Source organism: Microlunatus elymi, from assembly GCF_007362775.1.
Lineage (GTDB): Bacteria > Actinomycetota > Actinomycetes > Propionibacteriales > Propionibacteriaceae > Microlunatus > Microlunatus elymi.
The window spans coordinates 4807959-4833943 of record NZ_CP041692.1 but is presented as its reverse complement, the minus strand read 5'-3'; the positions used below and the strand labels follow the sequence as shown (position 1 = coordinate 4833943).

Sequence of the window (25985 nt, the reverse complement as noted above, 5' to 3'; positions counted from 1 at the left end):
AGGTGGGCCGTTCGGTGTTGATCATTTGGCCCGGGAACGACGGCTGGTCCGGTTGATCATCATCTCCTGGATGTCGCGCAGCGGCTTGCCCTCGGCATCCAGCACCCGCTCGTGCCAGGTGCCGTCGCCGCTCAGCCACCAGGCGCCGGTGCGTTCGTTGAAGGCGATGTCGAACAGTTCGGAGATCTCGTCGATGTGGGCCTGGTTGGTGATCTGCACCAGCACCTCGACCCGGCGATCGAGGTTGCGGTGCATCAGGTCCGACGATCCCATCCCCACCGACGGCTGGCCGCCGTTGGCGAACCAGAAGAGCCGACTGTGCTCCAGGAAACGGCCGACGATGCTGCGGACCCGGATGTTGTCGCTCAGGCCCGGGATCTGCGGCCGCAGGGTGCAGATGCCGCGCACCCACAAGTCCACGTTGACCCCTGCCATCGACGCTCGGTACAGCGCATCGGTGATCGCTTCGTCGACCAGCGAGTTGACTTTGATCTTGATCCCGGACGGGCGTCCGGCCTTGTGATGCTCGACCTCGGCCTCGATCCGCTCGATCAACCCGGTACGGATGCCGTGCGGTGCGACCAGCAGTCGCCGATACTCCTTCTCCTGTGTCATTCCGGAGAGGTGGTTGAACAGTCGGCCGATGTCCTCGGTGACGATCGGGTTCGCGGTCAGCAGGCCCATGTCCTCGTACAACCGGGCGGTCTTCGGGTTGTAGTTGCCGGTGCCGATGTGGGCGTAGCGGCGCAGACCCTCGGGCTCGTCGCGGACCACCATCGCCAGCTTGCAATGGGTCTTCAACCCGATCAACCCGTACACCACATGGCAACCGTGCTGCTCCAGCCGACGGGCCCAGGCGATGTTGGCCTGCTCGTCGAAGCGGGCCTTGATCTCCACCACCGCAAGGACCTGCTTGCCGGCCTCGGCGGCGTCGATCAGTGCGTCCACGATCGGAGAGTCGCCGGAGGTGCGATACAAGGTCTGCTTGATGGCAAGGACCTGCGGGTCGTCGGCGGCCTGCTCGATGAATCGCTGCACGCTGGTGGAGAACGAGTCGTACGGGTGATGCAGCAGCACATCGCGCTGCTTCAACGCGGCGAACATGTCGGCCGGTTTGGCGGTCTCCACCTCGGCCAGGTGCGGATGCGTCTTGGGCAGGAAGGCCGGATACTTCAGCTCGGCCCGATCAAGATCAGCAAGGGCGCTCAAACCACCAAGGTCAAGAGGAGTCGGCAGTTTGAACACCTCCTGCTCGCTGACGTCCAACTCGGTCATCAGCAGTTCGAGCATCTTCGGGTCCATCGTGTCGACGACCTCGAGGCGGACCGGCGGCCGGCCGACCTTGCGCCGCAGCAGCTCCTTCTCCAACGCCACCAGGAGATTCTCGGCGTCGTCCTCCTCGACCTCGACGTCCTCGTTGCGGGTGACCCGGAAGACGTGATGATCAACGACCTGCATGCCACCGAAAAGTTGATCAAGGTGCCGGGCGATGATGTCCTCCAACGCAACGAACCGGCCCTCGGACAGCGACAGGAAGCGGGGGAGTACGTCGGGCACCTTGACCCGGGCGAACTGGCGGGCGCCGGTGTCGGGATTCTTCACCAGCACGGCGAGATTGAGGCTCAGCCCGGAGATGTAGGGGAACGGGTGCGACGGATCGACCGCCAGCGGGGTCAGCACCGGGAAGATCCGTTCGGCGAAGAGCTGCCGCATCCGGTCCTTCTCGGCCGGCTCCAGCTGATCCCAGCGGAGGATCTCGATGCCGTGCTCGGCCAGCTCCGGGCGCACCTCGTCGATGAAGATCCGGGCCTGCTCGGCCACCAGTTCGCGGGTCCGGTTCAAGGTCGCTTCGTGGATCTCGCGCGGCATCAGACCGCTGGCGCTCGGCACCGCGACACCGGCCGCGATCCGGCGCTTCAGCCCGGCCACCCGGACCATGTAGTGCTCGTCCAGGTTGGTGGAGAAGATCGACAGGAAGCGGACCCGCTCCAGCAGCGGGATCCGGACCTTGTCCTTGGCCAGTGCCAGCACCCGGTTGTTGAACGCCAGCCAGCTCAGCTCCCGGTCGAGGTAGCGGTTGGCGGGCAGGTCGGGGTCGACGACCTCCTCGTCGTCGGCCAGCGACCGGGTCACCTGACTGGTCCGGCCGGCCGGGCTGCTCTTGTCCAGCAGCCGGGTCTGGCTGCCGGCGATCACCTCGGTCTCGTTGTCCGGGTCGGTGTCGGCCGGCGCTCCGGCCATCGCGGTGCGAGTGGTGATCGCGGGCACCTTCGTACGATCCTGCCGCGACGTCTCGGCGGCGTCCCGCTGCTCGAAGGCGTCCGGCTCTGCCGGCTTGCCCAACAGCCTGCCGTTGCCGGTCGGCTCGCCGCCCAGAAGGGTATCCGTGCTGTTCATGCTCACTCCTGCCCTCACCGCGACGCTCGCCCGATCGCGATCGTCACTCTCATCCTGCTCTGCAGATCATGCTGATGCCGACCTCACCGTCAGGTGAACGGCAGGTTGCCGATTCGTTCAATCGGCCGCTCGATCGTCGGTCTCACGGTGTTGGGCGTACAGCACGTCGCGATTGATCTCGTCGAACCCGTTCAGCACGTACAGGCCGACCGCGGGCTCATTGTCTCCCTCCACGTACAAGATGACCTCGGTCAGCCCGAGATCATCCCGCAGATGCCGCAGCCCCGCCCGCAGCAGCGCCTTGCCCAGGCCCCGGCCGGCATGGTCGGGATCGACCCCCAGCACGTACACCTCCCCCCGGGTGTCGGAGTGCTGCTTCAGCCAATGAAACCCGAGCAACGAGGTTGCCGAGCCTGTCGAAGGACTCGATCCGACCGCAACCAGGAAGTCATCCGGATCGAACCACGACTCGGCCATGGTGGCGTGCAGCCCGTCGAGGCTCACCCGGCCCTGCTCCGGATGCTGCGCGAAGGCTCGGGCGTTGACTCGTACCCAGGCCTCGTCGTCGACGCCGGGCCGGAACGCCCTGATGGTCACTCCGTCCGGCAGCTCCGGGTCGAGGATCGGCGTGTCCAGCGGCCGAGCCATGATCAACAACTCCCGGACCGGTACGAAGTGAGCGCTGGCCGCGAGCGTCCGAGCGGCCAGCGAGTTACCCGGCGCCCAGATCCGTACCGACGACTCGGCCGCCTCGATGGTCGCGGCCAGCAGCCGCCGTCCGGCGCCGGCGCGACGGGCATCCGGCAGCACGAACAACGACCCGGTCGGATCACTGTGCGCGTCCCGGAGGAACGCGTATCCGACCCAGGCCAGCGACTCGTTGCCGTCGGGATCGGTACCGACCCGATGGACGGTGACATGCAACGGGGCCTGTCCGGACGGCAGGGACTCCGGATGCTGGATCGCCTGCAGTGCTTCGTCGTTGAGTGGGGGATGGCCGTCGACAGCCTCGGTCTGGCGGGCCATCTCCAGCACGGTGTCGCGGTCAGCCGTCGGCACCGCGTCCGCCGCGGTGACCGTGTAACGATGCTGGTTCTCGGAGTCCACGGGCCTACCGTATCGAGCCCGGCGCGGCCCGATGCCGGCCGAATCGATGGGCGAACATACAGTGGCCCGGTTATGGAAGACAGCACGCCCGCCGACCGACAGCACACCGGAACCGATCACTCTGCCGCGCCGGACCTCGTCTGGGCCCGTCGTCAGCGATTGCTGGCGCTGGTCGGCACCCTGGTCGCGATCCTCGGACTGATCACCGCCGTCGGCGGCCTGGTCGGTCTGGCCGCCGACGCCGCCGACGCCCGGCCGTACGCGATCACGGCGGTGATCGGCGCTGCCGCCCTGGCGTTGTGCTGCGCGGTGATCGCCGTCTGCTGGTTCGGGCAACTCCGCCGCTGGCAGGCCGGAGACCAGAGCCTCGATCACGGTCGTGCGCGGCTCACCCTGATCGCTCACGTGGCCAGCTACCCAGCCGTCCTGGTCACCATGTACGGGGCGCTGGCCGCCAGCGCCCTGGCCTACTGGGATTCGCTGTCCGGCACCTTGCTCGGCATCACCTTCATCCTGGTGATCTTCGCCCAGATCCTCGGCGGCACCCAGCTCCTGCGCCGATCCGGCCCGCCCGGCACCATCCCCACCTACCTCCGCAAACTCAACGCGAAGGTCCAATCCCTCCGCTGACCCATCAGCCGCGCGCCAAACCTGCCGCCGCGCGCGAAATTCCGGGTGCGGCGGTGGTTCTTGCGCGCGGCTGATGGGGTCGTTGTGGTTAGTTGCAGTCTCTGCAAGAATCGGCGGATGGATCCGGGTTCGAAACAGGCCCCGCCGCTATCGGGTGCGCGGCTCGGACTCCGAGAGCGCAAGAAGCTGGCGACCCGGCAGTCCGTCCAGGCCGCGGCACTGCAGCTGGCGCTGGAACGTGGGGTCGATCGGGTCACCGTGGAGGAGATCTGCAAGGTTGCCGAGATCGCCCCGCGGACCTTCTTCAATCACTTCGCCGGCAAGGACGAGGCGCTGGTCGGCGACATACCCCCCGATCTCGATCAGGCAGCGCTGGAACGGATCCGGGACGGGCGGCCGGACCGGTTGTGGGACGACCTCGGTGCCCTGTTGCTCTCGTACGCGCCCAGGATCAGCGTGCGCCGGGAGGAGTTCCTGGCCCGCCGGCGGATGTTGCAGCACCCATCGCTGATGCCCCGCGTGCATGCCCGGTTCGCCGCGCTGGAACAGAGCCTGATCGAGGCGATCGCGTTCCGGACCGGAACCGATCCGACCGCCGACGCCTACCCACAGATGGTGGCGGGCATGACCGTGACCGCCATGAAGGTCGCGATGCGCCGATGGACCTCGGCCGCCGACGACCGGCCGCTGGAGGACTACATCGACGAATCCATCGCCGCCCTGCGCAGCGCGCTGTCTGTCTGAGCTTCGGCACCGACCTCTTGGTCACCGGGTCCGCCGACCGCGGATTCCAGGAGGTTCGAGTCGCTCAGGGTGACCTTTGGGTGCGCAAGCTCCTCGGATTCGAGCCGTGACGACCGCGGACCCGGAATCGGCGGGCTGATCCGACGCGGTAGACCGCAGCTATTCGACCTCGGAATGGTTCGCCGTCGCCACCTCGGGGTCTAGCGCCGAACGCCCGACGCGAGGCAACTCGTACAGGATGCCCGCGACGAAGACGATCCCGGTGGCGAGCGCGAGCGCCGACATCCCGGCCCCGACCGCGAAGCTGGAAATGGTGCCGTGCGACCAATGTCCGCTGCGCGGTTGATAACCGACGATGAACGGCGCGGCCATCAACCAGAGGCCGCCCAGGAAGATCAGGCACAGGACGCCGACACCGAGCCTGTCTCTGCTGTTGATCATGCTGACTCCTCCGTCCGATGCGTTGTCGCCGCCGGCCGTTCACCGATCCGCCGCCCCGAGTCGCCGTTCCAGGACGCCGGCTCACCGTTCGGCGAGCGGTTCTCCCGTTCCCGCTGCAGATCTTCGGTCAGTGCGGCCACCAAGGGCGACAGCAGCTTGTCCAGATCACTCGACGGAGCCGGCGTGGTCGCCGGTGCGGCCGGCGCGGCTGCCGGACTCTCGTCGGCTGCCTCGGCCGGTCCACGTCGAGCGGCACGCGGCTCGGCCAGCCCGCGTTCCTGCAGGTTCGTCATCAACGCCGCGGCGAAGATGATCATGCCGAGCAGACCCAGCACGCCGAGCCCGATCCCGGACCACACGTCGGTGACGGTCTGATGCGTCCAATCGACGTCCTTCGGCTGCAGGCCGAGCGCGAACGGAGACAGGATCAGCCACAATCCGGCCAACAGGGCCAGGCAGGATGCCACCGCGCCGGCAAGTCTTCTGGTCATGGAAATCCCTTCCTACATGTCAACCCCGGTCGCCGGCCGCGACGCCGAGCAGCCCGATCGCGGCCGGTCTGATCAGATGATCAGCAGCGTGTCTGGCCCGCTCGGTGGTGGTACCCGGATGATCGCCGGCGAGTCGCGCGAGCTCTCTGCTCAACGCACCCTCCGGCGCCCCGGAACGGCTCACTCGCCGAGCGATCAAGGTCAGCACCAGACCAGCGGCCAGCGCGTCCCGTCGTACCGCGTCAAGTTCAGCGCCCGACTGCGGTGCCGGTGCCCGGGTCCGCAGCGGGATCTCCTTCAGGAACCACGCCAGTACGAAGGCGACCGCCACCACCGGTACGAGGTAGAGATAGATCGGCGTCAGGGCGTCGGCGAACGCATGACGGAAGATCACCTGCACCTGCTCGGGCAACTTGTTGATCATGGCCGGAGTGATCGAGTTCGAGGCCGGCACATGGGTCCCGGGCGGCACCTTGCTGGCCAGCTTGTCGGTCAGCCGGTGGATGAAGACCGAGCCGACGACCGCCGCACCGACCGAACCGCCCATCTGCCGGAAGTAGTTCGTGGCCGCGGTGGCCGAGCCCATGTCCCGGTATGGCGCCGAGTTCTGCACGGCCAGCACCAGCACTTGCATGGTCAGGCCGATACCGAGGCCGACCACTGCCATGTAGATGCCGTTGGTCACCCGGCTCGTGTCGGCGCTCATCAGCGACAGCAGACCGCACCCGAAGGCGGCGATCGCGGTGCCGAAGATGGGGAAGACCTTGTACCGGCCGGTCGAGGTGATCAGCCGCCCGGAGCCGATGGTGCCGACCAGCATGCCGGCCACGAACGGCAACAGCAGCAGGCCGGAGGCCGTGGCGCTCACGCCGTCCACCGTCTGGATGAATGTCGGCAGATAGCCGACGGCGCCGAACATGGCGATGCCGACGATGAATCCCATCGCCGCGCACACCACGAAGATGCGATCGCGGAAGAGTCGCAGCGGCAGGATCGGCTCGGCGGCGCGGTGCTCGGAGATGACGAACGCGACCGCGGCGACCACGAAACCGCCGGCCAGCAGAATGATCATCGGCGAGCTCCAGTCGTACTTGGTGCCGCCCCAGGTGGTGACCAAGATCAAACAGACCGAGGCGGCTGCCATGAAGAAACTGCCGAGGATGTCGAGACGATGGTGTTCCCGCCGCTTCGGCAGGTGCAGCACGGTGCTGATCACGAACAAGGCGACCGCGCCGATCGGGATGTTGACGTAGAAACACCAGCGCCAGGACAGGTGATCGGTGAAGAATCCGCCGAGCAACGGTCCGATCACGGTGGCGACGCCGAACACCGCACCGATCATCCCCATGTACTTCCCGCGCTCGCGGGGAGAGACCACGTCGCCGATGATCGCCTGGGCGCCGATCATCAGACCACCGCCGCCGATCCCTTGCAGGGCACGGAAAGCGATCAACTGGTTCATGCTCTGGGAGATCCCTGACAGGATCGAGCCGATCAGGAAGACCGTGATCGCGAACATGAACAGGCCCTTGCGACCGAACTGATCGCCGAGCTTGCCGTAGATCAACAGCACCACGGTGGAGGCGAGCAGGTACGAGGTCAGCACCCAACTGATCTTGTTCAGCCCGTGCAGATCGCCGGCGATGGTCGGCATCGCCGTGTTGACGATGGTCTGATCCAACGCCGCCAGCAACATGCACAGCATCAACCCGCCGAAGACGACCATGATCTGCTGGTGCGTCAGATCGGACGGATGGTGTTGATCAAGTTGTGCCGGTGCACGCGTCGTCGTACTCATAGCGAAGACCCCAACGTCGTCGATGAGTGCGCCGCCCCCGAAACGCGACGCACGGACGATCGTTGCACTCACTGCATGTTTACGCAAGGTGCACCGAGGTTCGGAACCCTCAGTCACCGCCAAGCGCCAAAGGGCCTGAGCTCGTTGAAAGGGCCCTGAGCTTGTCGAAGGGTCGTGAACCGGCGCGTGATACCGGTCCTTCTTCGACAGGCTCAGGACCCTTGGGGTTGTGATGGTGGTCTTCGACAGGCTCAGGGCCTGCTGACAGCTACCCCTTCAGGGCGCCGGCGGCGATGTTGGCGATGAAGTGGCGGGAGCCGATGATGAAGATGCCGATCAGCGGTACGACGCTGATTACGGCGCCGGCCATCACCATGCCGTAGTCGGTCGCGTAGATGGAGTTGAGGGTGGACAGGGCGACCTGCAGGGTCTGGCGTTGCGGGTTGACCAGCACGATCAGTGGCCAGACGTAGTCGTTCCAGGTGCCGATGAAGGTGAAGATGCCGAGGAAGGCAATGCCGCCGCGCATCATCGGTACACCGATGCTCCACCAGGTACGGAAGAAGCCGGCACCGTCGACGCGTGCTGATTCGACCAGTTCGTTGGGGATGGAGGACTGGGCGAACTGTCTGAGCAGGAAGATGCCGAACGCGTTGGCGGCGCCGGGCACGATCAGGGCGGCGAAGCTGCCGATCCAGCCCAGCCAGCTCATCAGCACGAAGCTGGGCACCAAGGACAGGCTGCCGGGGACCAGGAACGTTGCCATCAAGATGGTGAACAGGATGTTCTTGGCCGGGAAGTTGTACTTGGCGAAGGAGTAGGCGGCCAGGGAGTCGAAGAACATCACCAGGATCGCGACCGCGGCCGAGATCAGAAAGGTGTTCAGCAGGGCCCGGAACAGGTCGACGTTGTCGATCACGCCCTTCACGTTCTCGGCGAAGCTGGACCCGACCCACAGTTTCGGCGGGTAGCCGAAGATCTCGGCGGTGGTGTGGGTGGACATCACCAGCAGCCAGTAGAACGGGAACAGCGAGAAGATCACGCCGATGATGATGCAGATGTGGGTGACGATCCGTGTCACCAGCGTCTTGCGTCGGGCCGCGGCGTTGGTCGATTTGCCGGTCGGATCGCCCAATCGGGCCGAGCCGACATCCAGCGTTGCAGTCATCGGGCTACCTCCCGCCGACGGCGGATCCGTCGTTTCGTGTTGCCGTCGGTGTCGCGTTCGGAGACCAGGCGCCAGTTGATGATGGCAAAGATCGCGGCGATGATGAACAGGGCCCAGGCGATCGCCGAGCCGTAGCCGAAGTCGAACTGGGTGAAGGCCTGGTTGTACTGGTACAGCACGATCGTCATGCCGGCCTCACCGGGGCCGCCAGAGTTGCCGAGCAGGACCTGAGGTTCGGTGAACAAGCTCAGGCCGCCGATGGTGGAGGTGATCACGGTGAACAAGATCACCGGCCGCAGCATCGGCACGGTGATCCGGCCGAAGATGCTCCAGGTGCCGGCGCCGTCGACTCTTGCGGATTCGTACAGTTCGGTGGGGATGGCCTGCAGTCCGGCCAGATACAAGATCGCGTTGTAACCGGTCCAGCGCCAGATCACCATCATGGCGATGGTGAACTTGATCCCCCACGGGCTGGACAGCCAGGGGATCTGGGCGGCGCCGATGGCCTGCAGGGCGGAGTTGATCAAGCCGAAGCTGTTGGAGAAGACCGAGCCGAAGACGATCGCCATCGCGACCATGCTGGTCACGTTCGGGATGAAGTAGGCGACCCGGTAGAAGCCCTTGAACCGGATGTTCTGATGCAGCAGGAAGGCGATGATCAACGCGAAGAACAACATCGGGATCGTCGACATGAACCAGATGATGAACGTGTTGCCGACCGCGTTCCAGAACCGCGCATCGGTGATCAGATAGCGATACTGGGCCAGTCCGACGAAGGTCCGCTTGCCCATCCCGTCCCAGTTGGTGAACGACAGATAGATCGAGAACACCAACGGGAACAGCCCGAACACCAGGAAGAGGATGTAGAACGGGGCCACCGACACGTACTGCGGCCAGAACCGCTTCAACGGATTCCGTGGCCGGCCGGCCGGTGCCGTGGTGGGTTTGATCGCGGGAGTCGTGGTCGAGACCGCGGGATTCGTGGCTGTCATACGTCGATCCCTCGCTTCCGCAGAGTCTTGTTGGTCTGATTCACCGCGTCTTCCCAGGCCTGGTCGGGATTCTTGCCCGCGCTCTCGACGTTGATGATCTCGGTGCCGAAGTACTGCGCCTGGGTCTCGAACGTGCTGATGAAGGCAGTCGGTACGGACTCGGCCGACTTCAGGAAGAACGTCTGGGTGTCCTGACCGGCGAAGAAGCTGTTGTTGCCCTTCATCAGATCGCCCTTGAACGAGTCGAGGGCGGAGGGGAACAACTGCATGTTGTTGTAGGACTGGGCCTGGTTCTGCGGGTTGTTCATCCAGGTGATCAACTTGAACGCGGCCTCCGGATCCTTGCAGGTGTGCGGCAGGCAGACGAACGATCCGCCGCTGTTGCCGGGCCGGACCGGTTGCGACGCCAGTCGCCACTTGCCCTTGGTGTCGGGTGCGGTGTCGGTCAGGATCTGCGCCCACCAGACGGCCTCGATGTGTCCGGCGGTCTTGCCGCTGGTCCAGGCCGCGTTCTGATCGGTGCTGTTCTGCTGATTGCCGGTGACCCCGGCCTTGATCGCCTTCACCGCGGTGTCCCAGGCCTGCTTGATCGCGCTGTTCGGCTCCATGTAGAGCAGCTTGCCGGCCTTGTTGAAGTAGCGCTCGGGGCTGGCGTTGATGAACTGGCCGAAGATCACGCCGGCGTTGATGTCCATGAACGAGCCGACGTTCTTCTTCAGTTTCTGGCCCAGCTCGATATAGCCGTCCCAGGTCTTGATCTGCTCGCTGACCGCGTCCGGATCGGATTCGATCTGGGCCTTGTCGAAGACGTCCTTGCGGTAGTAGAAGCCGGTCGGACCGGTGTCCAGCGGGAAGAAGCAGAACCGGTTCGTCGGGGTGACGCCGAGTTGCCACTTCCAGTCGAAGTAGAGGTCCTTGTACTGCTGCGCCCCGAGGTCGTTCAGGTCCAGGAACATCGACTCGTTCGGGAAGTACAGCGACACATTGGAGTTGATGTAGGTCAGGTCGGGGATGTAGGCGTTCCCGGCCAGACTGGTACGGAGTTTGGTGTCGAAGGTGCCGCCGACGAGGTCGGCGCGCAATCGCATCCCGTTGGTTCCCGGGATTTCCTTGGCCGCGATGGCCAGGAGCTTCGGATCGGCCGACCGGTCCCAGTACCAGAGCACCAGTTCCTTGGGGTCGGACGAGATGGACGTGGTCGAGCCGCAGCCTGACAAGGCTCCGGCGGTTGCTAGTGCTCCCAGGCCGGCGGCGCCGGCGAGGAGCGATCTTCGAGAGAATCCGGCCATCGGCTCTCACTCTCGGCTCTGAGGTGAACACGGACATGGACGAACCATGATCATCGCGAAGATGATCATGGCGCGAGGTGCGAATCGTGAACGTTCACGATTCCTTTGGCTGGAACATTGACAGCCGCCGTGCGGGATGTCAATAGTTGGGTTCGCTCACAACCTTCAAAGCTTTCGATGGGATTGATGTCAACGATGAGTCCTTCCACAGACTCAGCCCGCTCGCTGCGCTGGGCAGTCCTCGGCCCGGGCAACATCGCTCGCCGCTTCGCCGGTCAGCTTCCGCACAGCCGGTACGGCACGCTGGCCGGTGTCGGCAGCTCCGATGCGGACCGGGCGCGCAAGTTCGCCGACGAGTTCGGCCTCGACGACAACGCGGTGATCGGCAGCTACGACGACGTTCTCGCCTCACCCGAGATCGACGCGGTCTACGTGTCGACCGTGCACACCACCCACGCCCGATTGACGATCGCCGCGCTTAGGGCCGGCAAGCAGGTGCTGTGCGAGAAGCCGCTGGCGCCCAACAACGGTCAGGTGATGGCCGTGGTCGACGCCGCCCGCGACACCGGCCAGGTGCTGGTCGAGGCGTACATGTATCGCTTCCACCCGCAGACCCGGGAGGTGCTGCGGCTGGTGGCCGAGGGCGCGATCGGCGAGATCCGGCACATCGACGCCACCTTCGCCTTCCGCGCCGGCCGGCAGGAGGGACGTCTGTTCACGCCGGAGACCGCCGGTGGCGGAATCCTCGACGTGGGCGGCTACCCGGTCTCCTACGCCCGCGCGATCGCGGGCGCCGCCCTGGGCAAGCGTGTCGCCGAGCCGGTCTCGTTCACCGCATCCGGCAGCATCGGTAGCACCGGGGTGGACGAGTGGGCGGTGGCCGATCTCGGCTTCGCCGGCGGCATCACCGCCGTGGTGCGGACCGGTGTCCGGCTGCAGGACACCAACACGGTCAGCATCTACGGCTCGGCCGGCAAGATCGAGATCGCCGATCCCTGGACACTGTCCGAGGATCCGGTGATCACCGTGACCAAGATCGGCGAAGACCCTGTGCAGCAAAGCTTTGCCGGCAGCTTCCCGTACGCGCTGGAAGCCGACGGCGTCGCCGAATCGGTCGGTGATCAAGCCGCGACCGGCCCGATCGAGATGAGCCTGGACGACACACTCGGTAACGCCAAGGTGCTGGATCAGTGGCGGGCCGCGATCGGACTGCAGTACCCGTTCGAGGGCGACACCGCCGACATCCCCACCGTGGACGGCGAACCGCTGGATGTCCGGCCGAGCGAACGGCTGCACACCCCACCGATGAAGTACGGAACGATTCCCGGCATCGACAAGCAGATCTCCCGGTTGGTGATGGGTTGCGACAACCAGCCCGATCTGGCGCATGCATCGGCGATGTTCGATCACTTCTTCAGCCTCGGTGGCAATGCGTTCGACACCGGCTACATCTACGGCGGCGGACGACATGAGAAGTTGCTCGGTCAGTGGATGGCCAATCGCGGCGTCCGTGACGACGTGGTGGTGATCGTGAAGGGGGCACACACCCCGCACTGCGATCCGGAGTCGCTGACCTCCCAGCTGCTGGAGTCGCTGGAACGCCAGCAGTCCGACTACGCCGACATCTACATGATGCATCGCGACAATCTGGACATCCCGGTCGGCGAATTCGTCGACGTGCTGGACGAGCACTACCGGGCGGGCCGGATCAAGGTCTTCGGCGGCTCCAACTGGACCAGGGAACGGTTCGAGGAGGCCAACGCCTACGCCGAGGCCAACGGCCGCCAGGGCTTCAGTGTGCTGAGCAACCACTTCGGGCTGGCCGAGGCCTACGACGTGCCCTGGGACGGCTGTAAGCACGTCACCGACCCGGCCTCCAAGCAGTGGCTGACCGAGAGCAAGATTCCCTTGCTGCCTTGGTCTTCGCAGGCGCGCGGCTTCTTCGCGCGACCGGCCCGGCCCGATGATCGCAGCGATCCCGAGTTGGTCCGCTGCTACTACAGCGACGACAACTTCGAACGACTCCGCCGGGCGGAGAAGCTGGGTGCCGAGCTGGGCGTGCCGGCCACGGCGATCGCGTTGGCGTACGTGTTGGGTCAGCCGTTCCCGACCTTCCCGTTGTTCGGCCCGCGGTCGATCACCGAGACCCGTTCTTCCTTGCAGGGCGTCGGTGTCGAGCTGTCCGAGGAGCAGTTGGCCTGGCTCGATCTGCGCAAATGATCAAGGCCCCGGTGGCGGCGTCGGCGGGGCGCCGGGTCACCATCCGCGACGTCGCCGAGGCGGCGCGGGTGTCCCGGCAAACCGTCACCCGGGCGATGAACGACATGCCCGGGATCAACGCCGGCACCAAGGAACGGGTGTTGCTGGCGGCCCGGGAGCTCGGCTATCACCCGTCCCGGTTCGGTCGCGGTCTGGTACTCCATGATCATCACACCATCGGCCTGGTGATCGACAACCTGGTCAATCCGTACTATCCCGAGCTGTCCTCGGCGGTCGTCACCCGGGCCGCCGAACGCGGCTGGACGGTGGTGTTGATGGACTGCAGCGGAGTCGACAACCAGCGCGACCTGATCGGCCAACTGGCCGATCAGGTCGACGCGCTGATCGGCTACGTACATCTGGACTACGAGGAGCTGTCCCGGCTGCTGCCCGGGGTGCCGGTGGTACGGATCGACGCCCCGGACCCGACAGCAGTACCGGGTTCGGTGAATTTTGATCTTGGTCGCGGGATGGCCGAGGTGGTTGATCATCTGCTGCAGCGCGGGGTCCGGCGTCCGGTGATGTTGGACTCCAGCCGGGACGAGTCCGGCTTGACCGAACGCGCCCGGCAGTTCATCAAACTCATGCAAGGCCACGGCATCTCGGCACCGGTACTGCATGCCGGCGGTGATCAACTCTCCGACGGGATCCGGGCGACAACCGAGATCATCACCACCATGCCGCGGACGGACGCGATCATGTGCTTCAACGACATCACCGCCTTCGGCGCGCTCAAGGCGTTGCGTCAACACGGTCGCGAGGTCCCACGCGACGTCCGGGTCGTCGGCGTCGACGGGCTGGCCGCCGGCACCTACGTCACGCCGATGCTGACCAGCCTGGCGCTGGACATGACCAAGGTCGCCGCGGCTGCGGTGGACATCGCCCTCGGCCGGCTGGACGGCAGCATCGCTGCCGGATCGCGGGGGGCCCGGCGGAAGGTGCGCCACAAGCTGGTGATCAGGGAGTCGACCTGATCCGTCTTGAAGCATGCGAAAGCGCCTCCGGCCAGGGCGCTGCCTGATAGGTAGGGAGAGGCAGCTGGGGCGCAGCCTCCCGGCCAGGAGACGCTTTCGCTCGGCACCGGCGGCGGAGCACCCGGATCGGGGGTTTCCGAACGCCCTTCGCGCGGTGACTGGTCGACGCCGGATTCGGCAGAAGTTCGAGTGGGGGGCGCGTCACCCGGTGTCGATACAGCCGACTTTAGGAGCCGTCCGCGATCCCGTCAGCCCGTCGATCTTCAGATGCTGAAACAGGGTCCAAAGCCTCTGGAATCCGGGTCGCCGATGGAGGCGAGATCACTCGTCGAAGCGGTCGGCGGCCAGTTGCAGCGACAGGTTGGCCGCTATCGCGCGCAGTTTGTCGGTGATCGAGGCCAGGTCGGCGATCCGGCGATCGTCGGCCGGCAGCGAGATCGCCAACGCCGCGATCGAGTCGGTGGTCTGCACCGGCACCGCCAGGCAGGTGTAGCCGACGGCGTACTCGCCGCGATCGAGGGCCGCGTCCCGGACCCGATCGAGGTGCTGGAGCAGGACCCGCCGATTGCTGATCGTGTTCTGGGTCAGGTCGGCCGGCGGATGCCGGGAGAGATAGTCCAGCCGCTCCTCGGGTGACAGGGTGGCCAGGATCTGCTTGCCCAGTGCGGTGGCGTGCGCGCTGTCCTGGATGCCGACCCAGAGCGCGACCCGCGGATGGCTGGCGGCATCGACGATGTCCACCACGTTGATCTCGCCGTCCTGATAGCGAGACAGATAGGCCGCCGCGCCGATCTCGTCCGAGACCTGGGACAGCGCCTCACGCACCCGTGCGAGCAGGATGCCGTGCTGATCCTGGGCTCGCAACGCCGGAAACCGGGGGCCGAGAAGCAATCCGTCGGTGTCGCCGCGCAGATAGCCCTCGTGGATCAGCGTCCGAACCAGGTTGTACGTGGTGCCGAGGCTCAGCCCGGACCGGGTGGCCACGGCCTTCACCGTCAACGGCCGGGACGCATCGGCGACCACGTCGAGGACCCTCAGGGCGCGCTGAACCGACCCGATCAGAGTCGTACTCGTCCACGTCGACATGCCCCACGCCCCCTACGCGTGCGCCTACCCTGTGTCGACTCTAGTGAGTTTCCGATCGGTTGGCTGCTGGGACCATCGGGTCAACGGCCGGCAGCAGCCTCAGGAGCTTCAGGAGCTGGTGCTGACCCGGGACTGCTGGGCGGCGGTGTCGTCGGCGGGCACCACGAAGCGATAGCCAACATTGCGTACGGTGCCGATCACCGATTCGTACTCCGGCCCGAGCTTGGCGCGCAGACGCCGGACGTGGACGTCGACGGTGCGGGTGCCGCCGTAGTAGTCGTAGCCCCACACGTCGCTGAGCAGCTGCTGCCGGCTGAAGACCCGGCCGGGATGCTGGGCGAGGTACTTCAGCAGTTCGAACTCGGTGTAGGTCAGGTCGAGCTGCTGGCCGTTCAGCTTGGCCGAGTAGCCGGCCTCGTCGATCACGATGCTGCCGGAGTGGATGAGCTGTTCGCTGTCCTCGGGCGTGCTGGGGCTGGTGGCCAGCCGGATCCGAGCATCCACCTCGGCCGGCCCGGCGGTGCACAGGATCACGTCGTCAAAGCCCCAGTCGTTGGACAACGCGGCCAGTCCGCCGTCGGTGACGATGACGATCAGCGGCGCTTCCTTGCCGGCGGTCTGGATCAGCCGGCACAGGGCACGGGCTCCGGCCAGGTCGCGGCGGGCGTCCAGCAGGATCACGTCGGCGACCGGTGCGTCGAGCAGCGCTGTCGGTTCGGCGGAAGTCACGCGTACGTGGTGGGACAGGAGTTCGAGCGCGGGCAGCACCTCGGTCGACACCTGCATGTCGTTGGTCAGCAGCAGCAGGGCGGCCATCAGTTCTCCCTCGGCTGGACGCGGCGATGGCTGAACGGTCTGGGTACGAAAAGAGGCCCGGAGCTGAATTCCGATCAGCTTCGAGCCTCCACGCTCGTGGGAGACAATACCCCCATGACGCAGGTGCTCTTGCACTACTGGGCGGGAGCCCGTGCCGCAGCCGGGGTGGAGCAGGAGTCCTTCACGGCCGACGACATCGCCACGGCGCTGGAGTTGGCGGCGGACTCGCGCGATGCTCGATTCGCCCAGATCCTCGCCGGCAGCACGCTGCTGACCGACGGCCGGGCGCTGCACGACGACGATCGACGTCGCCGGCTGGACACCGACGTCACGGTCGAGGTGCTGCCGCCGTTTGCGGGCGGATAGCCCGGGCGGTTGCGGGACGATCGGCCGATCGCGCTGACCACAATGTGGACGGGTGTCTTGACATTCAAGACACCCTCTTGGTGCGGCCCGCGATCGCCCCTAGTGTTTGGCACGTGATCGCGACGACACCGTGGGCGCTCCTGCTCACCCGGCGACTGGCAACCGACTTCGGTCGGATGCGGTCGTCGTTGTGTCGAATGAGCTGACGGACTCGCCTTCCTGTCTTGACCAGCTGAGTTGTCGGTTCAAGAGGAACGATCCCGATGCGGCCCGCCACGAGCCACGAATCTGATGCTCCGGCGGATGGGATTTCAGCAGATCTGCATCGGGGGCGGGTTCGTATCCGAAGCAAGCAGCAGACGGAGATGTCGCCGCTGCGATTTCGGCGGCATCCAAATTCATGGCATCCAAATATTGAGCAAGCAGACCGCAGCGTGAACGTCAGGAGACACAGATGAGCAGAGATCAAGCTCTCGTCAGCGCCGATTGGGTGGCCGAGCATCTCGACGACGACAAGGTCGTCCTGATCGAGGTCGACGAGGACACCACCGCCTACGACGGCGGCCACATCAAGGGCGCGATCAAGCTGGACTGGAAGCAGGACCTCCAGGATCCGGTCCGTCGCGACTTCGTCAACAAGGAGCAGTTCGAGACCCTGCTCTCCGATCGCGGCGTCGCCAATGGCGACACCGTGGTGCTCTACGGCGGCAACAACAACTGGTTCGCGGCCTACGCCTACTGGTACTTCAAGTTGTACGGGCATGCCGACGTCAAGCTGCTGGACGGCGGCCGGAAGAAGTGGGAGCTCGATGCGCGCGAGCTGAGCAGCGACGAGGTCAAGCGCGAGCCCACCACGTACACCGCTCAGCAGCCGGACACCTCGATCCGCGCCTTCCGTGACGACACGGTGGCGGCGATCGGTTCGCTCAACCTGGTCGACGTACGCAGCCCCGACGAGTACGCCGGACGGCTGCTGGCCCCGGCGCACCTGCCGCAGGAGTCGGCTCAGCGTCCCGGCCACGTACCGACCGCGGTGAACGTGCCGTGGAGCAAGTCGGCAGCCGACGACGGCACCTTCCGCTCCGAGGACGAGCTGCGGAAGATCTACGGCGACGCCGGTGTCGACTTCGGCAAGGACACCATCGCCTACTGCCGGATCGGCGAGCGCAGCGCGCACACCTGGTTCGTACTGCACGAGCTGCTGGATCAGCCGAACGTGAAGAACTACGACGGCTCCTGGACCGAGTACGGCTCGCTGGTCGGGGTGCCGGTGGCCCTCGGCGACGAGCCCGGCCAACCGTGATCGGGCGAGCAGAGCTCGACGCCTGACACCAACCCCGCGACAAGGAGATTCGAACATGTGCGGAGCAACGACCGGCGGCGTGAGCCTGGCCGGTGTCGACCTGTCCAACCAGGCCCTGGTGCAGGGCCGGGTCCTGCGCGACGGTGCACCAGTGGCCGCCTACGTGCGGCTGCTGGACTCCACCGGCGAGTTCACGGCCGAGGTGCCGACGTCGGCCGACGGGACGTTCCGGTTCTTCGCCGGTGACGGCCGTTGGACGCTGCGGACCCTGGCGCCGGGCGTCTCCATCGACCGGGCCGTGGTGGCCAAGGTCGGTGCGGTCGCCGACGTGGACATCGAGCTGGCCGCCCAACCGGCCTGAGCTCTCAGGACACCAACAACCCCGACTTGTCAGCTTCAGCAAGCGCTACAACGCTTTCTGGGGCTGACAAGTCGGGGTTGTGTGGCGTTACCGGCGGCGCAGTACGGCGGTTCGTCCGGTCGGTGCGGTCTGCCGTTCCGCCTGATCATCCATGGCCGCGTGCCAGAGGGCGTCGGACCAGGTCGGGTAGGCGTGCGGGACCGACGCCAGGTCGGCGATCCGGCCGCCGCGTTGCAGAACCGTCGCCAGTTCGGTGATCACCTCGCCGGCCCGCGGTGAGATCACCGTCGCGCCGACCATCCGGCCGTGACCGTTGCTGATGATCTTGGTCAGCCCGCTGGGCTCGTTCTCGGCGATCGCGCGATCGATCCGGCCGCTGGACTTGCGCACCCGCAGCCAGTCGCCCAACCCGACCCGGGCCGACATCTCGGTGTGCCCGATCCGGCCGATCTCCGGATCGGTGAAGACCACCTGCGGCCCGAGCTCGTGCCGGGCGATCCGGGACCGTCCGGAGACCGCGTTGGTTGCGGCGATCTCGCCGTCCAACTCGGCCAGGCTGGCCAGCGGCCGGTCGCCGACCGCGTCACCGGCGGCGTACACCTTCCGGTTCTCGGTCCGCAGCCGATCGTCGACGGCGATGTATCCCTGCTCATTGAGGAAAACCCCGGCGCGCGGAAGATCCAGACCCACCGTCACCGGACGCCGTCCGGCGGTGACCATGATCCGGCCCGACTCGATCGTCACCGGCTCGGCGCCGTCCGGGCCGGCGATGATCAACTGCTGATGATGCGCGTACGAGATCGCGCGCCGCACCGCCGTACCGGTCAACACCTCGACCCCTTCGGAGCGCAGCCGCTCGGCGATCATCTCGGAGGCCTCGGGCTCCTCCCGCGGCAGCAGCCGGTCGGCGAGTTCGATGATCCGGACCTTCGAACCCAGCCGCGCCAGCGCCTGGGCGAATTCGCAACCGGTCGGTCCGCCGCCGATCAGGGTGACCTGTTCGGGCAGGAAACGCAGCTCCCAGAACGAGGTGACGGTGAGCGGATTGCACTCGACCAGGCCGGGAATCGGCGGCATCGCCGGGGCGGTGCCGCTGGCGATCACGGCCCGGGAGAAGCGGTAGCTGACGTCGCCGACCATGATCGTTTCCGGTCCGGTGAAGCGAGCCGCACCGGCGACCACGTCGACGCCGAGTCGTTGCAAGGCACCCGACGGTTCGGTCGGTGCCGCCGCGGACACCCGGTCCTGGATGCCACGCATCAGTTCACCGAAGTTGAGCTGCGGCTCGACCGGGGTGATCGCGAAGCGGTCCGCGGTCCGCATCAGGTGCGCGGCCCGAGCGGCGGCGATCAACGCCTTCGTCGGTACGGTGCCGGTCCACAGGGAGGCGCCGCCGGGGCGTTCCCGCTCGATCACGGTCACCTTGGCGCCCGCCCGCTGCCCGGCCGCGGCGGCCGCGATGCCGGCCGAACCGGCGCCGATCACTAACAGCTCACACTGTTGTTCGGCATCCTGAACCCTCTGAGCATTCCGGGGGTTCTGGCCCTGCGGCTGGGTCAGATCTTGATGAACCGATGTCATTTCTCGGCCTACCTCTCGCCAGTGCCGGGCTCCCTCGCTGAGCAACATCTGCGATGCCCGGTCCACTGCCATAGTCACCCGCTGCGACCGGCAGAGCAACGCAATCGCGTACGTGTTGCTGAGCGCCGGCTGGCAACCGGCGCTCAGGATCGGCGCCGAGCAGCCGCGGCTCAGGAAGCTCGAAGCTCCCAGGAGGCTCAGTCGGCAGAGTCGAGCAGGATCGTCACCGGGCCGCTGTTGATCAAGGAAACCTCCATCTCGGCACCGAAAACTCCGGTCTGTACGGCTGCTCCCAACTCGCGCAGTGCGGCGGCGAACTCGTCCACCAGCGGTTCGCTGATCGGCCGGGGTGCGGCCGCGTTCCAGGACGGCCGGCGGCCCTTGCGGGTGTCGGCGTACAGGGTGAATTGGCTGACCACCAGGATCGGTGCGCCGAGATCGGAGGCGGACCGCTCACCCGGCATGATCCGCAGTGACCACGCCTTCTCCGCAAGCTTGCGCGCCACCGCCGGGGTGTCATCGTGGGTCGCGCCGACCAAGATCAACAACCCGGGCTCGTCGATCGCGCCGACGATCTCGCCCTCGACCTCGACCGCGGCCCGGCTGACCCGCTGAATCACCAGTCTCATCAGGGACTCCTCTGCTCGGACGCAGCCCAGATCGTCTACTCGGACCCGGTCAGGATCGCCGTCAACTCGTCGACACCGACGGCACCGGGGCGAAGCCCGTTGCGGGCCGCCGATCGGGCCAGGCCGGCGAGTCGCGCGTTGATCGGGGCCGGATGGCCGACCCGGCGACCGATCAACGCGATCTCGCCGTTGAGGTAGTCGGTTTCGATGCTGCCGGTGCCGCGGACCAGCGACTGCCACGTCGAGCCGCCCAGCTCGGCCGGCTCGCCGGGGATCGGCTGCACGTGGAAGCTGTCCTCCCGGGCCGCCCGCTCGTCCTCGTCGCTGGTGACCGCGATCCCGGCGGCCGACAGCACCCGCCGAGCCTCGGCGTCGGCTGCTTCCTTCAGCTCGCCGGCCTGGCTGGTGTCGCCGAGCAACGCCTGAAACACGTTCGACAGGTTGCTGATCAACTTGCGGTATTTCCACTCCATCACCGCGGCCGGACGATGGACGGTGAAGGCTGCCGACTGCCAGTCCTTGGCCACGGTGTCCAGCAGGGCGTCATCGGCGGCGCGGTCGGTGCTGCCGCCGTAGCGGCCGACATGGAAGACGCCGCGACGGGGCACGGAGCGGACCAGTACCTCGCCCGGTTCGATCATCACCACCGGGGTCCAGACGCAGACCGCGTACACCCGGTCGAAGTAACGCAGCGCGATCTCCTCGCCGGCCACCCCGTTCAGCGCGATCAGGATCGGCAATCTCTCACCGGCCCGCCCGACCTCGGCGTCCCCGTCGTAGACCGGCGCATCGGCCCAGGTCTGGACGGCTGCCTCGGCCTGGTGGGATTTGGTGGTCAGCACCAGTACGTCGTCGACCCGCAGCCGGGCCTGTTCGGGACCGGTGACGGTCTTGGGCCGCACGGTGAAGCTGAGGTCCGGGCAGCGTACGGTCAGGCCGTTGTTGATCATGGCCTGGGCATGATCGCCGCGGGCGACCAGCAGCACGTCGATCTGCTGCTGCGCCAACAGGCCACCGATCGCGCTGCCGACCGCGCCGGCTCCGATGAAGACATATCTCGCCACGTCTGGAACCCTAATCGGCAGCGCGATCTGGTGCTCACGCGGACACGGAGGAGAGGGTGATGCACGACGTACGGATCGAGGTCGGACTGGCCGTTCGTGATCTTGAACCGACCGACCTTGCCGATCTGGACTGGTCCGGCGGCCCACACCACATCCGGGCGCTGGCGGCGGCGTACGAGCGCAGCTTCGCCGATCAGGTCGAGCTGGTGTTGATCACCCTTGGCAACGGCCTGCCGATCGCCGTCGGCGCGGTCGACTTCGCCAAGCGTGATGCGGCCGGCGAGCTGTGGATGCTGTCGGTACGGGATGAGTGGCAGTCCCTCGGCGTCGGCACGATCTTGATCACCGAGTTGGAGGATCGGATCCGGCGGCGCGGGCTGTCCCGGGCCACGCTCGGGGTCGAACACGACAATCCCCGCGCGGCAGCGCTGTATCAGCGCCTCGGCTACGTTCAGGACGGGTTGGTGCTCGACGGCTGGCCGGAGGGTCCCGGCCGCAGCTATGCGACGGTCTGTTTCACCTACAGCAAACCCCTATCCTTGACGGGTGCCATTTGAGATTCCGTCCGACCTGAACCCCGACCTGGTCGCACTGGCCTGGATGATCGGCAGTTGGCAGGGCAGTGGCAAGGCCAGCTATCCCGGCAGCGACGACATCGACTTCGGGCAGCAGATCGACTTCAGTCACAACGGCGGTAGCTATCTGCACTACCTGTCGCAGACGTACGAGGTCGGCGAGGACGGCACCCCGACCAAGCCGCTGCAGATGGAGACCGGCTTCTGGCGGCCGCAGTCCGACGGTTCGCTGGAGGTGGTGATGAGCCATCCCGAAGGGGTGGTCGAGGTCTGGTACGGGCACATCACCGGCGCCAAGATCGAGATCGCCACCGACGCCGTGGCTCGTACCGCCAGCGCCCCCGACTACACCGCCGGACATCGGCTCTACGGCCAGGTCGAGGGTGATCTGCTGTGGACCTTCGACAAGGCGGCCGACGGGCAGTCGCTGCAGAACTACCAGTGGGGCCGGTTGCAGCGGATCGCCGCCTGACCGTAGGGCGGCGGACCCGCGGCCGTGGAAGTGAGCTTCCCGCGCACCGTTGGCGCTCCCGCGTAGGTTCGAACTTCCGCGGCAGCGCCGCGGGTGCGCGGGAACGAATGAGTGGAGGATGAGCAGGGTGCATGCGGTGATGGCCGAGAGCGGCCCCGACCAGGGTGTCGCCTGGCACTACGGGAATCCGATGCGGGAGCAGCGCGACCTCGAGGCCGGCCGCGGACTGGTCGACCTGTCGCATCGCGGCGTGCTCACCGTGACCGGGCCCGATCGGCTGAGCTGGCTGCATTCGCTGACCACCCAGCACCTCACCGACCTCGCACCCGGCGTCGGCACCACGGCGCTGGTGCTGTCGGGCTCGCAGGGACACATCGAGCATGTGCTCTACGGCGTCGACGACGGCGAGACCTTCTGGGCCCACACCGAACCCGGCGCGGCCACCGCCCTGGTCGCGTTCCTGGACTCGATGCGCTTCATGCTCCGAGTCGACGTGGCCGACCGTACGACCGATTACGGCATCGTCTGGCAACTCCAGGGTCCTGAGCCGGTCGAAGGACCATTGACCGGACTCCTGACCAGAACCGCTCCCGACTCACTTGGCGGCCACGACGTCTTCGTACCGCGCGACCGGATCGCCACGTTGATGGCCGAGACCGAGCATCCCGCCGGGACCTGGGCGTACGAGGCCCGCCGGATCGCTGCCGGCATCCCGCGGATCGGCGTCGACACCGACGAGCGGGCGATCCCCAACGAGGCCGGGCTGCTGGAAACCGCGGTCCATCTGAACAAGGGCTGCTATCCCGGCCAGGAGACGGTCGGCCGGGTACAAGCACTCGGCCGTCCGCCGCGGCGCCTGGTTCGGCTGCAACTGGACGGCTCGGCCGACGCCCTGCCCGACGTCGGCGCGGCGATCATGCTGGGGGAGCGGCAGGTCGGCCGGATGGGCAGCTCGGCCCGGCACTACGAGGAGGGCCCGATCGGCCTGGCCCTGGTCAAGCGCAACACCCCGGTCGACGCCGACTTCGTCGTCGACGGCATCGCCGCCGCCCAGGAAGTGCTGGTCGACCCCGAGATCGGCGACCACTTCCGCCCCCAGTTCCGCTGACCTGAGTTCACACCCGCGATTGAACCGAATCTGCCGAGGAAACGCACCCAAGATCGGCCCATTCGCAGCCGTCTGGCCGGCAGATTCACCAACCAGGTGAGACAACTCGGCGAGGAGCAACCTCCGATCCGCGGAGACGTGCAGGATCCTCGGCTATGGATCCGTACTCCGATCTCCGGGAGCTCTTCTTCGGCGCGGCACCGACGTTCGCATTGTCGCCGCTGTATCAGGCACTGTGTCCCGTGATTGCAGACAACAGCGACTTGCTCGAGCTCGCGAGTCATTGTCGCCGTGGGCAACCGCCACCGAACATGTTGTTCGCCGCCGTACACCTCTCGCTCATGCGGCAACCGACCGCCGACCTGGCGCAGTGGTACGCCTCGATCGTTGGCCCGGAGGCCGTCCGAAACCCGCCCGACGCCGGGGAAGCATTCATTGCGCACTGCCGGGACCGATCCGATTTCCTCGGTTCGGTGATCGCAAGCAGGCTGGTGCAGACGAACGTGGTCAAGCGCGCGGCCGCAGTGCGGCTCGGGCTGACCAGCGTCGCCGACCGGACCGACGGGCCGGTCGCGTTGGTCGAGTCGGTTGTAGTGCTGGGCTGTTGCTGGCGCATGACGGCTACCGGTACAGCGTCGCGGGCGCGACCTGGGGAGCGAACGAGTCTCCCGTGCACATCGACTTCGAGTGGCGATCCACCCACCGGGTGCCCGACCTGGATCTGACGCCCGAATTGCGAGTCGCCGTCGGGATCGATTTGAACCCCATCGATCCCGGTGATCCGGACGACCGGGCCTGGATGCAGGCGTTGGTCTGGCCCGAGAACCTGCACGAGGCCGCGTTGCTGGACGCTGCGTTGTCGGTGCTCGCGACTGATCCGCCGCGGCGGGTCGTCGGCGACGCGCGACGTCTGATCGCGCCAGTCGTGCGCGATCTCCCGCCTGAGCTATCCGTGGTGATCTTCCACGCTGCGACCAGGGCGCACGTGCCGCCGGAGGACCGACCCGAGTTCGACGACGCCATCAACCAGATGGGTGCGTCGCACACGCTGTTCCACCTGAGTTTGGAGGGATCTGCCGACCCAAGATTCCGTCGGCATCGAGGATCCTTCTTGCTCACGCTGGAGGAGCGGCGCCCAGGCGAACCTGTCATCACCTCCCACCTGGCCTTGGTCGATCAGCACGGCGAGTGGATCCGGCCCCTCGATTGAACCGAATCTGCCGGCCAGGCGCACCCGAAATCGGCCCATTCGCAGCCGTCTGCCCGGCAGATTCGACTTTTCCCGAGGTACGCAACAGAGGCCTGTGGATAACTGGCGGGGAGGTACCTCGTGGATGGCTCAGGGTTGGCGGGTGGCCAGATCGAGATTCGCGCGGGAGTTGGCGACCGCAGCCAAGCCGCTCCGTGTCGAGGAACTTCGCAGTCAAGGTGTCGGGCGTGGCGCGCTGCGCGGGGCGAAGTGGCGCAAGGCGGGGTACGGCGTGTACGCGCCGACGAACGGCGCTGCACCAACGACGGCCCAGCGGATCGTCGACTGTGTAGCCGAGCTGGGCGACGACGTGGTCATCGGCGGGTGGGCGGCGGCGTACGTGTTGGGGGTGGATTGGCTCGACGGGCTGGATCCGTTCAGTCTGCGACCGTTGCCGATCGACGTGCTGACTGATCGACTCAAACGTCGCAGTACGTCGACGAAGCGCTTCCATCGGCTGGGACCGATGTCGAGAATCCAGCAGCGCAACGGGATCCGGATCACCGGTCCGATCCGCAGCAGTATCGACGGCGCGCGCTGGGCGACGAGTCTCCCGGAGGCCATCGTGTTCGTCGACTCGGTGCTGGCGTTTCTCGCGGTGCGCGACGCGGACCTGGCCAGTTACTTGGCGGAGCATCCGGGGATCAGCGGTCATGCCCGTGCGGAGCACGCGGTCAAGTTGGCCCGTCGCGACGTGCGCAGTCCGTGGGAGTCCCGGCTGCGGTACTGCTATCGGTTCGATGCCGGACTGCCCGAGCCGCTGATCAACTCCTCGGTGTTCTCCGCTCGGAACGCGAGCCTGCTCGGAATTCCCGACTTGTTCGATCCCGATGCCGCGCTCGCGGTCGAATACGACGGCGATCAACACCGCGATCGCCAGCAGCATCGGCTGGACAACCTGCGGGAGGAAGCGCTGGAGTCGGCGAACGTGACTGTCGTTCGGGTCACCAAGGCAGACATCATCCGCGACCGGCGAGGATTGAGGCGAAGGATCCTCGACGGTCACCGACGTGGGACACAACGCAACCGCTCGCACGACAGCTGGACCCTCATCGATCCTGACCGGCGATGACGAAGGGTGCGGG

Annotated in this window: 24 protein-coding genes and 1 pseudogene; 12 read left to right on the top strand and 13 right to left on the bottom strand. The window is 66.6% G+C overall.

The annotated features are described in order from the left end of the window. Positions 1-21: 21 nt before the first annotated feature. Positions 22-2397, bottom strand: coding sequence for an RNA degradosome polyphosphate kinase (locus FOE78_RS22100; RefSeq protein WP_228265951.1), 2376 nt, complete (start codon positions 2395-2397; stop codon positions 22-24). 117 nt (positions 2398-2514) lie between these two features. Then, positions 2515-3504 carry a mycothiol synthase gene (mshD, locus tag FOE78_RS22095; RefSeq protein ID WP_210414712.1) on the bottom strand — a complete coding sequence of 330 codons (990 nt, stop codon included), beginning with the start codon at positions 3502-3504 and terminating at the stop codon, positions 2515-2517. A 72-nt stretch (positions 3505-3576) separates the two neighbouring features. On the opposite strand from mshD, the gene FOE78_RS22090 reads away from it, so the two are divergent. Both FOE78_RS22090 and FOE78_RS22085 read left to right on the top strand, forming a co-directional pair. Then, positions 3577-4134: a hypothetical protein gene (locus tag FOE78_RS22090; RefSeq protein WP_143988178.1), complete on the top strand. Its 558-nt coding sequence runs from the start codon at positions 3577-3579 to the stop codon at positions 4132-4134. Positions 4135-4251: 117 nt separating this feature from the next. After that, the gene (locus FOE78_RS22085) at positions 4252-4878 is read left to right on the top strand and encodes a TetR/AcrR family transcriptional regulator (protein ID WP_143988177.1); all 627 of its coding nucleotides are present in this window, start codon (positions 4252-4254) and stop codon (positions 4876-4878) included. A gap of 159 nt (positions 4879-5037) precedes the next feature. Here the strand turns inward: FOE78_RS22085 and FOE78_RS22080 are convergent, their stop codons facing one another. The 6 genes from FOE78_RS22080 to FOE78_RS22055 all read right to left on the bottom strand — a co-directional run bounded on the left by FOE78_RS22080 (position 5038) and on the right by FOE78_RS22055 (position 11057). Further along, positions 5038-5319 (bottom strand): hypothetical protein, encoded by a 282-nt coding sequence (locus tag FOE78_RS22080; RefSeq protein WP_143988176.1) that lies wholly within the window; start codon positions 5317-5319, stop codon positions 5038-5040. Next, positions 5316-5810: a hypothetical protein gene (locus FOE78_RS22075; protein ID WP_143988175.1), complete on the bottom strand. Its 495-nt coding sequence runs from the start codon at positions 5808-5810 to the stop codon at positions 5316-5318. Before FOE78_RS22075 ends, FOE78_RS22080 begins: the two co-directional genes overlap by 4 nt. Positions 5811-5829: 19 nt before the next feature. Continuing rightward, positions 5830-7608: an MDR family MFS transporter gene (locus FOE78_RS22070; protein ID WP_143988174.1), complete on the bottom strand. Its 1779-nt coding sequence runs from the start codon at positions 7606-7608 to the stop codon at positions 5830-5832. Positions 7609-7876: 268 nt separating this feature from the next. Beyond that, positions 7877-8776 (bottom strand): carbohydrate ABC transporter permease, encoded by a 900-nt coding sequence (locus FOE78_RS22065; protein WP_143988173.1) that lies wholly within the window; start codon positions 8774-8776, stop codon positions 7877-7879. Further along, positions 8773-9768, bottom strand: coding sequence for a carbohydrate ABC transporter permease (locus FOE78_RS22060; RefSeq protein WP_143988172.1), 996 nt, complete (start codon positions 9766-9768; stop codon positions 8773-8775). Before FOE78_RS22060 ends, FOE78_RS22065 begins: the two co-directional genes overlap by 4 nt. Continuing rightward, positions 9765-11057 (bottom strand): ABC transporter substrate-binding protein, encoded by a 1293-nt coding sequence (locus tag FOE78_RS22055; protein WP_143988171.1) that lies wholly within the window; start codon positions 11055-11057, stop codon positions 9765-9767. The genes FOE78_RS22060 and FOE78_RS22055 overlap by 4 nt, the downstream gene beginning before the upstream one ends. 195 nt (positions 11058-11252) lie before the next feature. Between FOE78_RS22055 and FOE78_RS22050 the strand changes: the two genes are divergently transcribed. Together FOE78_RS22050 and FOE78_RS22045 are read left to right on the top strand one after the other, a co-directional pair. Continuing rightward, positions 11253-13277, top strand: coding sequence for an aldo/keto reductase (locus tag FOE78_RS22050; RefSeq protein WP_210414711.1), 2025 nt, complete (start codon positions 11253-11255; stop codon positions 13275-13277). Beyond that, entirely contained in the window at positions 13274-14290 is a 1017-nt protein-coding gene (locus FOE78_RS22045) for a LacI family DNA-binding transcriptional regulator (RefSeq protein WP_143988169.1), read from the top strand. Before FOE78_RS22050 ends, FOE78_RS22045 begins: the two co-directional genes overlap by 4 nt. 321 nt (positions 14291-14611) lie before the next feature. On the opposite strand, the gene FOE78_RS22040 is transcribed toward FOE78_RS22045, so the two are convergent. Together FOE78_RS22040 and FOE78_RS22035 are read right to left on the bottom strand one after the other, a co-directional pair. Continuing rightward, positions 14612-15376: an IclR family transcriptional regulator gene (locus FOE78_RS22040; protein WP_143988168.1), complete on the bottom strand. Its 765-nt coding sequence runs from the start codon at positions 15374-15376 to the stop codon at positions 14612-14614. Between the two features lie 108 nt (positions 15377-15484). After that, positions 15485-16192 (bottom strand): response regulator transcription factor, encoded by a 708-nt coding sequence (locus FOE78_RS22035; protein ID WP_143988167.1) that lies wholly within the window; start codon positions 16190-16192, stop codon positions 15485-15487. Positions 16193-16306: 114 nt separating this feature from the next. Here FOE78_RS22035 and FOE78_RS22030 point away from each other — a divergent pair, with 114 nt between their 5' ends. From FOE78_RS22030 to FOE78_RS22020, 3 genes are all read left to right on the top strand, one after another. Further along, positions 16307-16558, top strand: a complete 252-nt coding sequence (locus FOE78_RS22030; protein ID WP_143988166.1) for a MoaD/ThiS family protein — start codon at positions 16307-16309, stop codon at positions 16556-16558. Between the two features lie 454 nt (positions 16559-17012). After that, complete coding sequence (locus FOE78_RS22025) at positions 17013-17861, top strand: sulfurtransferase (protein WP_143988165.1); 849 nt, start codon at positions 17013-17015, stop codon at positions 17859-17861. A 55-nt stretch (positions 17862-17916) separates the two neighbouring features. Then, positions 17917-18222, top strand: a complete 306-nt coding sequence (locus tag FOE78_RS22020; protein WP_143988164.1) for a DUF1416 domain-containing protein — start codon at positions 17917-17919, stop codon at positions 18220-18222. Between the two features lie 87 nt (positions 18223-18309). Here the strand turns inward: FOE78_RS22020 and FOE78_RS22015 are convergent, their stop codons facing one another. The 3 genes from FOE78_RS22015 to FOE78_RS22005 form a co-directional block, all read right to left on the bottom strand. Continuing rightward, entirely contained in the window at positions 18310-19803 is a 1494-nt protein-coding gene (locus tag FOE78_RS22015; protein WP_168207632.1) for a dihydrolipoyl dehydrogenase family protein, read from the bottom strand. Positions 19804-20000: 197 nt separating this feature from the next. After that, positions 20001-20432 (bottom strand): D-aminoacyl-tRNA deacylase, encoded by a 432-nt coding sequence (gene dtd / locus FOE78_RS22010; RefSeq protein ID WP_143988162.1) that lies wholly within the window; start codon positions 20430-20432, stop codon positions 20001-20003. Between the two features lie 35 nt (positions 20433-20467). Next, positions 20468-21496 (bottom strand): ketopantoate reductase family protein, encoded by a 1029-nt coding sequence (locus FOE78_RS22005; RefSeq protein ID WP_168207631.1) that lies wholly within the window; start codon positions 21494-21496, stop codon positions 20468-20470. 59 nt (positions 21497-21555) lie between these two features. Between FOE78_RS22005 and FOE78_RS22000 the strand changes: the two genes are divergently transcribed. The 5 genes and pseudogenes from FOE78_RS22000 (at position 21556) to FOE78_RS21975 (ending at position 25972) form a co-directional block, all read left to right on the top strand. Further along, complete coding sequence (locus FOE78_RS22000; protein ID WP_143988160.1) at positions 21556-22053, top strand: GNAT family N-acetyltransferase; 498 nt, start codon at positions 21556-21558, stop codon at positions 22051-22053. Continuing rightward, positions 22043-22543: an FABP family protein gene (locus FOE78_RS21995; protein WP_143988159.1), complete on the top strand. Its 501-nt coding sequence runs from the start codon at positions 22043-22045 to the stop codon at positions 22541-22543. Before FOE78_RS22000 ends, FOE78_RS21995 begins: the two co-directional genes overlap by 11 nt. Before the next feature lie 118 nt (positions 22544-22661). Next, on the top strand, positions 22662-23651 hold the full coding sequence (gene ygfZ / locus FOE78_RS21990) for a CAF17-like 4Fe-4S cluster assembly/insertion protein YgfZ (protein ID WP_143988158.1): 990 nt from the start codon (positions 22662-22664) through the stop codon (positions 23649-23651). A gap of 155 nt (positions 23652-23806) precedes the next feature. After that, positions 23807-24861, top strand: a pseudogene (locus FOE78_RS24350) (DUF2332 domain-containing protein). A 142-nt stretch (positions 24862-25003) separates the two neighbouring features. Further along, entirely contained in the window at positions 25004-25972 is a 969-nt protein-coding gene (locus FOE78_RS21975) for a DUF559 domain-containing protein (RefSeq protein WP_168207629.1), read from the top strand. The last annotated feature ends 13 nt before the right edge of the window (positions 25973-25985 follow it).